Source organism: Flavobacterium sp. DSR3-2, assembly GCF_049896525.1.
Lineage (GTDB): Bacteria > Bacteroidota > Bacteroidia > Flavobacteriales > Flavobacteriaceae > Flavobacterium.
On record NZ_JAFCUM010000024.1, the window covers coordinates 1 to 8757 of the forward strand.

Below are 8757 nucleotides of genomic sequence, written 5' to 3' on the forward strand. Positions count from 1 at the left end.
ATACTCCATTTTATGGCTGCAGGAAACTGACGTTCTGGCTCAAGGATTTAGGTTTTAAAGTGAATCGCAAACGGGTAAAACGATTGATGCAAATCATCAATTGGCAAACCATTTATAGAGAACCTAAAACAACAATGAGTACTAAAGAACATAAGAAATACCCTTATTTACTCAAAGGTTTGAAGATTAGCCATAAAAATCAGGTGTGGGCAACAGATATTACCTATATTCCTATGGCAAAAGGATTTATGTATTTGACTGCGATTATTGATTTGCATACAAGATTTGTTTTGAACTGGAGTGTAAGCAATACAATGAGTGCCAATTGGTGTGCCGATATTTTGCAAGAAACCATACAAAAGTATGGTGTGCCTGAAATTTTCAATACAGATCAAGGAAGTCAATACACCAGTGAGGTTCACACCAATGTACTATTAAACAATGGAATAAAAATTTCTATGGACGGTAAAGGACGAGCTATTGACAAGATTTTTATAGAAAGATTATGGAGGACAGTCAAATACGAGAATGTATATTTACAAGCATATACTGACGGAATCAGCCTTTATAAAGGACTCAAAGATTATTTTGAATTTTATAATACACGGCGAATTCATCAGTCACTAGATTATGGAACGCCTTATAATAATTATTACAAAAAAGAAGTGGCATAAAATCAGAATAACTTTTTTTGGCTTTTTAAAATAGCCAAAAGTTATCTCCGATTTTAACCACGATCATAGAATATCAAACTAAAAACCTATCTTAAATCGTTGAGATTTCTGTCTGAAAAATGGGTACAGCATACTACCATTCAATAGTGACATAATCAAGGTCAGTTATAAATGGTATAATCTAAACTAATATAATCGAGAGATTTAAGAATCCTATTATAAAAAAAGGCTATCTGAAAAGTACTTTTCGGATAGCCTCAAATTTTAACCAATCATCTTAAAGTTATACAGTTACTTAATTCCTTTAAATCACTAAAAAAAAGTCTAAATTTCTCAATCAATCAAAAAGACAATCTATACAAGTAATCAAAACATTACTTCTGAACAATCAATACCTGCTGAGTAGTTTTAATTTTTCACTAAATAAATAGGATTACTAACAAGGATTAGTTTCCCATTTTCATCTCGAATCTTAACATGTATCCATTTTGAACCAGGTACATACTGCCAATCAATTTTTACAATTTCTTTATTCTTTTTTATTGACTGAGTCATCTCAGATTGTAAAGCACCATCCACAATAAATTCTATACTTGCGCCTAGCGCACCTTCTACTGAAACGGTTAATTGAATTTCATTTTTTGAGGTAATATTAAGCTTCTCCCCCATTTTTGCCTCTTCATTCCCGTTTGTTGAAAAAATATCAATAAATCTATCGCTTTTACCTTCTATGTCTATAAAGACACGACCACTACGAATTCCATCGATCATTCCTTTTACTGATAGTTCTTTCATGAAAATTACTGTTGTGGGATAACCAATTGCTCCTACAATTTCTTTTTTGGATTCAGCAGTGTGATTGTCACTTCCCCCAATTGCGGTAACATATTGTCCAGAATTCAGCATTTTGTACCATTGTTTCCATCCTTGAAAAGGACTATCTGCTGAACCGGATACTTTCATTATACCGCCGTTTATAATTTCTACAGAACTTACAGTACCATTTGGTAGATCTTCTATTTGCCATCCACAACCCATACAAGCTTCACCAGAAGGCACACCAGCATGATTGATAGAAACAATACCCCCTTTGCTATTAACTACATCCATCCACTTCTTCGCTTGCATAGATGAGGAATCGCTCATTCTAAAATCAATGAAATCAGTTGGTCCATATACATTGGCATGTCCATAAAAAGTAGTGATTTCTCGACCCGCAACAAGTAGCATCTTATCAAATGCAGTTTGTAATTCTCTTAATGAATTTGCATGAGAGGTCGCATTATGTTCTGTAATTGCTATAAAATCTAAACCTCTTTCTGCTGCTGCCTCGACTGTTCGATAAACCGGGCAAGGGATTTTTTGTCCAGATTGAGAAAGACAGTTACCATCACTGTTACCAGTATGCATATGCAGATCTCCACGATACCAGCCTTCTTTGGAATTGATTGGTTTATCAAAAAACTCCGTGATAGCAGAATTTTTTTCTAGATAAATTGAAGCTTCATATTTAGAAACAATTCCTTTGCGAATATTTGGTACACCTAAAAGGAGTTTCCATTTACCAGAAGGCAATTCCCCTGGTAAATATCCAGGGGTTGCATCTTCCATACTTAAAGTAATTTTATTTTTTGAGCCTCCACTCCAACCTCTAAATTTTTTTGGATCTTCTAACCCTAAATCTATAGTGGTGCGCTGATCCTTACCTGAATAACTTACTTCAATAGTTAGCCTTTTAATATCTATTGGAACTTCAAAAGGAACTTCAACATAAGTTTGATAATTTTCAATTGTCAACTCACCCTTTAAGACATAATCAGGTGTATTGATAATTGTTTTATTTTGTATTCCTTGTTGAGCTGCGACAGGAAACAACATCAATATATTTATTGATATATAAAAGAAAATAAATGTACTTCTCATAATTAAAAAGTATACCTAAGTGCCATTCTAAAACTTCTTCCAATTAATGGTCTAGCAATAAAAGTACTTGCTCCAGCAGCTTCATTTTGTACTTCGCCTTGACGGGGGTTTCCTTCTGTCAATCCAAGAGAATTATTAATGTTATCAATATATCCGAATATAGATACTCTGTCACTTAATTTTGTACTTGTACTGAAATCAATTTTTATATAACTTGGAAGTTCAACAGAATTTGCTGTGTCAACAAAACGATCTCCTACATATTCAATGGCAGTTTGCATGCGAAGAACGTTTTTAAAGATATTAAAACCAGGCACCATTCTAAAACTTGTTGAAGGTATTCTAATCAATTTATTACCATCATAATCATTAACAACTCCATCCTTATTAGCAAATTTAAGACCTTTATATTGGCCTTTTTGAAAAGTAGCAGTACCAGTAATATCAAACCATTTTACAGGATAATAACCTATTTCAAATTCAAGGCCTAGGGTATTTGTATCAGCATAAAGATTTTCTGTAGTTTGTACATTGGAATTAATATCAAAAACATAATTAGTAAAAGCAATGTTATTATACTTTGTCCAAAATCCAGTTGCATATATGCCTATTTTCTTACTATTATATTTATACCCAATTTCACCCAGTTCCATTGTTTGTATGTAAGGTGTAGCTGCAGCATTCGTTACATAATTTCCTAAACTTGGTAATCTTGCAGCAGAAGTATACCTAGCAAATGATCCGATGTTTTTAGAAAACTGATAATCTAAGCCTAATGTCCAAGTGGTAAAATCGAAGGTATCATTATAATTTTTGAAAATTCCATTTCCTTTTACTATGCTAGATGTTGGTATAGTACCTAAATTCGCATTTTGTCCTTTCTGTTCTACAACACCACGTGTATTCATAGTTTCCCATCTAAACCCTCCATCTAATCTGAACTTTTGTGTAATTTGCCATTCATCACTAACATATATTGCATTAGTAGATTGTTCACCATGTGCATTCTCCCACTCATAACCATAACGAAGTATTCCATTATCCGTTACAGTTTTGATTGAATTTCCTGAAGCATCTACGGCAACAAGATTAAGAAGACGTGCATTATTTTGAACATCAAGTAAAGCTGAAGATGAATATCTTGTAAAATCCTCATCACTATAAGCATAGTAATACCCTATGTTAAAGTCATGGGTAGTTAAACCCGTTTTAAAGGTACGAGCAAATCGAGTATCACTCATAAATTCTTTTAAGGGCATTGTTATTCCTCTCAATCCTCCTTGCATCACAAGTCCATTTCCATTTTGATTTACTATATCAAACTTATCATTTGTTGTAACGTACTGCATTTCAAAAGCAGTAGCTCCAGGAACTGTCCCAAGCATATTCTTTATACTTGCGCTGGATAGAAAATCTGCAGCAGTTAGTAAACTATTAGGATATACACCATTACGAATAGTTCTTGAATCATTATATCTTGATGTATTATTCATAATCCAATCTTTTCCTAAATCTGTTTTGAATTTCGCGGTTAACTGAGTTCTTTTTACGTTAGTACCAAGACTATTGTCAAATTTATATGTGCTACCATCACTTTGTATCATTTCTGACAATTGCGTTTCTGGACCAGATATAGTTCCAGTATGTCCATTAAAACCATTTACAGCAACTATTTTTCCATTATTATCAAAAGTCATTGGTATACCTGTATAAAAAATTACAGAATCATCCATGTTTTTAATATCAAAACTAAAAGATGATTTCTCCCATTCTCTTGCTAAAGTAGCCCTAAATTGACCACCCTTATTACCCGTGAATCCAGGATCACGAACACCAGATGCTGATCTAAAGAAGCCACCTAAAGCTAGTTTCCAATCATTTCCAACAGGAGTTCCAACCCAAAAATCACCTCTATAAAGCTCCCCTGTACCAAGCGTCATTTTAAAAATACCTTCAGCTTTATTTCCAATTGTACGAGGAATGTAATTAACTGCTCCAGCAGGTGCATTTGAATAAAAAACTGATGATGGCCCCCCTCTCACTACTTCTATAGACTCAATAGTTTCGTCAAAACGAAATGATTGATCAGCATTTAAATAACCTAATGCCGGATCATGTTGTACAGGAATTCCATCTTCAAGAAGTTGTATTGATCCAAATCCATCCACAGGAATCCCTCTCGCTCTTACATTACCGCTTGCTTCACCACCTGAAGCCTCTACCCAAAAACCCGGTACTGATTTTAAAGATTCCGTAACGCTAGTAGGAGCTTGTAGTAGAAGAGCTTTCTCTTTTATAACTGTAACAGAGTAGCTCGTATTTAATTTTTTACGATCACTAGCTCCTGCACGACCAGTAATAACTATTTCATCAAGTTGACTTTGAACACTTTGCAATACAACCTCTATATTACTTTTCCCCACAGTTTGAACTTCCAACGTTTGATACCCTACATAAGAGAAAACTAATATAGGATTGACTGAACTAACTGATATTGAATAGTTCCCATAGGCATCGGTAATAACTGCATTTTTAGTCCCTTTTTCCATAACATTAACTCCTACTAGAGGCATTTTAGAATCATCTAAAACAATACCATCTATCTTTTGTTGCGCATGTGAGACATTTACAGTTGGTACTTTAATAAGTACATTTAAAAGATCTATTTTATAAATGAAATTTACTTTTTTTGAAAGATCACTAAGTATATTACTGACGCTGCTGTCTTTATAATCAACAGAATATTTAGACTCGTTTTTTATTATATCGTTACCGTAACTAAATTTGTAATTAGTTTTATTTTCTATTTTTTTAAAAATTGTTTGAAGAGTAACTTTATTTGCTTTAATTGCTACCCTGTTTGCAGTACTATTTTCGTTAAATACTAGCGCAGACATTTTATTTGTGATTAATAAGCTAAAACACAGTGTGAGTATTAGACAAATATTTATATTTTTGTTCAGCATAATTTTTTAGTGTTGTTCTATTTTACTTTTTTTTCAATACTTTAATTTTATTTAGACCGCAATTGTTCTAGCAATTGCGGTTTTTTTATTTAGCAACTATTATTTCATTGGCATTTATTTTAAATTTTAAAGAAGTTATATATTTCAATTTATCGATAATTTGAATTATTGAATCACTTTTAGATAAATGAATTGTCACTTTCTCATCATCTATAGATCTATCATTGTATCGGATATTATAACCGAAACGGTTTTTAACAATAATACCCAACTCTTTTATTTTAATTTCACTTAGTTGGATATCTTTTTCATACCATGGTAAAACTCTAATATCCTTTTCTTTTGAAAGTGATTGTTTATTTATAGTATAACTTACCCCTTGGTTCGGATATATTATTTTATGCTGTGACTGGGAAGCAACTTGTACTCTTCCTGATTTAACATCAACATTTATTTTATCTTTTTGAATATCAATGTTAAAAGAGGTACCTAATACAGTAGTTTTAATATTCCCAGTTGTTACTGTAAAAGGTTTTAATATATTTTTAGTTACTTTAAAAAATGCATTTCCTTCTAATAAAGACACTGCCCTATATTTATCATTGAAATCACTATCGTATGCTACTTTAGAATGAGGACTTAATATAATTCTAGAATTATCCGGAAGAATGATGCTATCAATAGTTTGAGTGGTAACAAATGTTATTTGCTTAGTGGTATTTTCAGAGGGAAAGCACAACTTAAATAATATAAGGATAACAGCAACTGAGACAAACTTAATCCAACCATAGTTAGGTCTTGATCTATTTATTTTCGAATTAATTGAATCAAAAATTATTTTTTTGGTTTCTTTTTTATTACCTAACTCCTTCTCATCCCAGACGGATTTTTTATATAAATCATTTAAGAAGCCATCTAAAACTTTTTCTTTTGATTCTGAAGATTGATCTAGATTATATCTTTCTAATAATCTTATAATAAAATTTTGATTAAACATATTATGATTATTTACTTTACCCTAAGTATAGAATTCTTAATTATGTACTATCATACAACTTTACTAAAAGGTTAACTTGATGTAAATAAATACAACAAAACCTTTTGACATAATATCACGAAGCTGAATCAAAGCTTTAGAGACTTGATTTCTAACTGTTTGTGGAGATATTTCCAACAACAACGAAATTTCATGAACAGACATATTTTGATACTTACTCAATAATAAAATTTCTTTTCGTTTGTCTGGAAGTTTATCTAAGGCCCGTTTAAGAGAATTGAGTATCTCTGGGTGTTCTTCATTTATATTATCAATCAAATAATCCTCAATATCACTTAGTAAAGTAATTGACTGAATTTTATCTTTTTTATAAAAAGAAAAAAATTGGTACTTAACGCTTTGGAATAAATAAGATTTAAGATTAGATATTTCAATCTCATCCCTTTTTTCCCATAGTTGAACAAAAATAATTTGTATTATCTCGCTAGTAAAATCCTTACTACCAGTAAGTTTAAAGCAGAAAGCAAACAGCTTCTCCCAATACATATCATAAATGAGATTAAATGCTTTGTGATCATTTTGTTTGAGCCTTTCTAATAAGAAAATATCATTTGTTTGTTCCAATTCCTAAAATATTTGAGGGACAAATTTAGCCAAGTTTTAAAACTGTTTTTATAAATAATCATTAAGAAATTGAAAAGAATTTACAAATTAGATATTCCCACGAAATTACCCCACCATTCCGCGCTAAAGGTCGCCATTTATTCCGGCGCAAAGTACGCCAGTCAAACTGTCCTTTATCATCACTAAGTAAAGATGCTGTTTTTCAAAGTTAATAATTTTTTTTAGTTCTCAAAGATTTACCTGCTAATGCTATTCTGTGTGCTGAAGCTGACAATCTGTCCATTATGGCGTCGGCCAGAGTTGGCTCCTCAATGAAGTTATACTAAGTGTCTACGGGCAACTGTGAAGTAATCATAGTTGATCCTAAACCATATCTATCCTCGAGGATATCCAACAAGGCAATCCTTGCATCATTGTTCAGGGCTATCAACCCAAAGTCATCTAGGATCAGCAGCTTATTTGCAGAGATACCCCTAATCCATTTCAGATATGAACCATCGAACCTTGCTTGGGTCACGGCATCCCTGAACTTATTCATACTAAAGTACTGGGTACGGTAACCAAGCAAACAAGCACTGCGCCCTAAGGTCGAAAAACCAGTCAAATTGACCACCCTATTCCAGTGCAAATTGACCACCAGTTTCGGAGTAAAGTGACCACCACTTTCCAGTTCAAATTGACCACCCGATTTTGGGGTACAATTGCACATTAAAAACTACTGACTTTTTCATGTTGTTAGCACCATACATTCGTTTAAAAAAACACGGATTATGGCAAACAAAATAACAGACATGATTAAAATTAGAAAAGCAATTAAATTCTACTGTAACGGGAAAAGTAAGTTATTCATAAGTAAGTACTTATCTCTCTCCAGCAATACAGTAAAGAAGTATATTTCTTTATTTGAAGTGCTAGGATTAAGTTTTGAAGTAATTAATGAAAAAACAGATGCTGAGTTAGAACTTTTGTTTTCACACACTACCGTGGAATCAATCAGTCCCAAATTGCAGAAACTTCATGATTTTTTTCCTAAAATGGAACGGGAATTAAAAAGAGTTGGAGTTACCGTACACCATATGTGGGAGCAATATATTGCCGTAAACCCTTATGGCTACAGGAGTTTACAATTTGGACACCACTACAAAACATGGAGCAAACGAGTCAATCCAGTGATGCACATTAACCACAAATCGGGTGGTAAAATGTATGTGGATTATGCTGGAAAAACACTCTCCATTATTGATAAAGACACGGGAGAAATCAAAGAAGTACAGTTTTTTGTAGCCATATTGGGAGCCAGTCAATATACCTATGCAGAAGCTTCTATGAGCCAACAAAAGGAAGATTTTGTTACATCGGTAGAAAATGCTATGCGTTTCTTTGAAGGCACTCCTGCGGCAATTGTTCCGGATAATTTAAAATCTGCAGTGATAAAAAGCAGTCGTTTTGAACCCACAATTAATGAAACCTTGGCTGATTTAGCCGAACATTACCAAACTACTATCTTGCCTGCCAGGGCTTACAAACCAAGAGATAAGTCATTGGTCGAAGGAGCTGTCAAGATATTGTATTG

Annotated in this window: 7 protein-coding genes; 2 read left to right on the forward strand and 5 right to left on the reverse strand. The window is 32.9% G+C overall.

The genetic code is table 11. From position 1 onward, the window contains the following. Positions 1-674 (forward strand): IS3 family transposase (locus ACP7AV_RS16910; protein WP_426092971.1); only part of this gene is annotated, 674 nt, incomplete at its 5' end. A 408-nt stretch (positions 675-1082) separates the two neighbouring features. Here ACP7AV_RS16910 and ACP7AV_RS16915 read toward each other — a convergent pair. The 5 genes from ACP7AV_RS16915 to ACP7AV_RS16935 form a co-directional block, all read right to left on the reverse strand. Further along, positions 1083-2597: a CehA/McbA family metallohydrolase gene (locus ACP7AV_RS16915; protein WP_426092972.1), complete on the reverse strand. Its 1515-nt coding sequence runs from the start codon at positions 2595-2597 to the stop codon at positions 1083-1085. Positions 2598-2599: 2 nt separating this feature from the next. Continuing rightward, positions 2600-5494 carry a TonB-dependent receptor domain-containing protein gene (locus ACP7AV_RS16920; protein WP_426092973.1) on the reverse strand — a complete coding sequence of 965 codons (2895 nt, stop codon included), beginning with the start codon at positions 5492-5494 and terminating at the stop codon, positions 2600-2602. A gap of 154 nt (positions 5495-5648) precedes the next feature. After that, positions 5649-6560: a FecR family protein gene (locus ACP7AV_RS16925; protein ID WP_426092974.1), complete on the reverse strand. Its 912-nt coding sequence runs from the start codon at positions 6558-6560 to the stop codon at positions 5649-5651. A gap of 63 nt (positions 6561-6623) precedes the next feature. After that, on the reverse strand, positions 6624-7184 hold the full coding sequence (locus ACP7AV_RS16930; RefSeq protein WP_426092975.1) for an RNA polymerase sigma factor: 561 nt from the start codon (positions 7182-7184) through the stop codon (positions 6624-6626). A gap of 322 nt (positions 7185-7506) precedes the next feature. Continuing rightward, a complete protein-coding gene (locus ACP7AV_RS16935) occupies positions 7507-7893 on the reverse strand; it encodes an ATP-binding protein (protein WP_426092976.1) in 387 nt (128 codons plus the stop codon). Between the two features lie 61 nt (positions 7894-7954). Between ACP7AV_RS16935 and istA the strand changes: the two genes are divergently transcribed. Next, positions 7955-8757: IS21 family transposase (gene istA / locus ACP7AV_RS16940; RefSeq protein WP_426092977.1), on the forward strand; the 803-nt coding region annotated here is incomplete at its 3' end.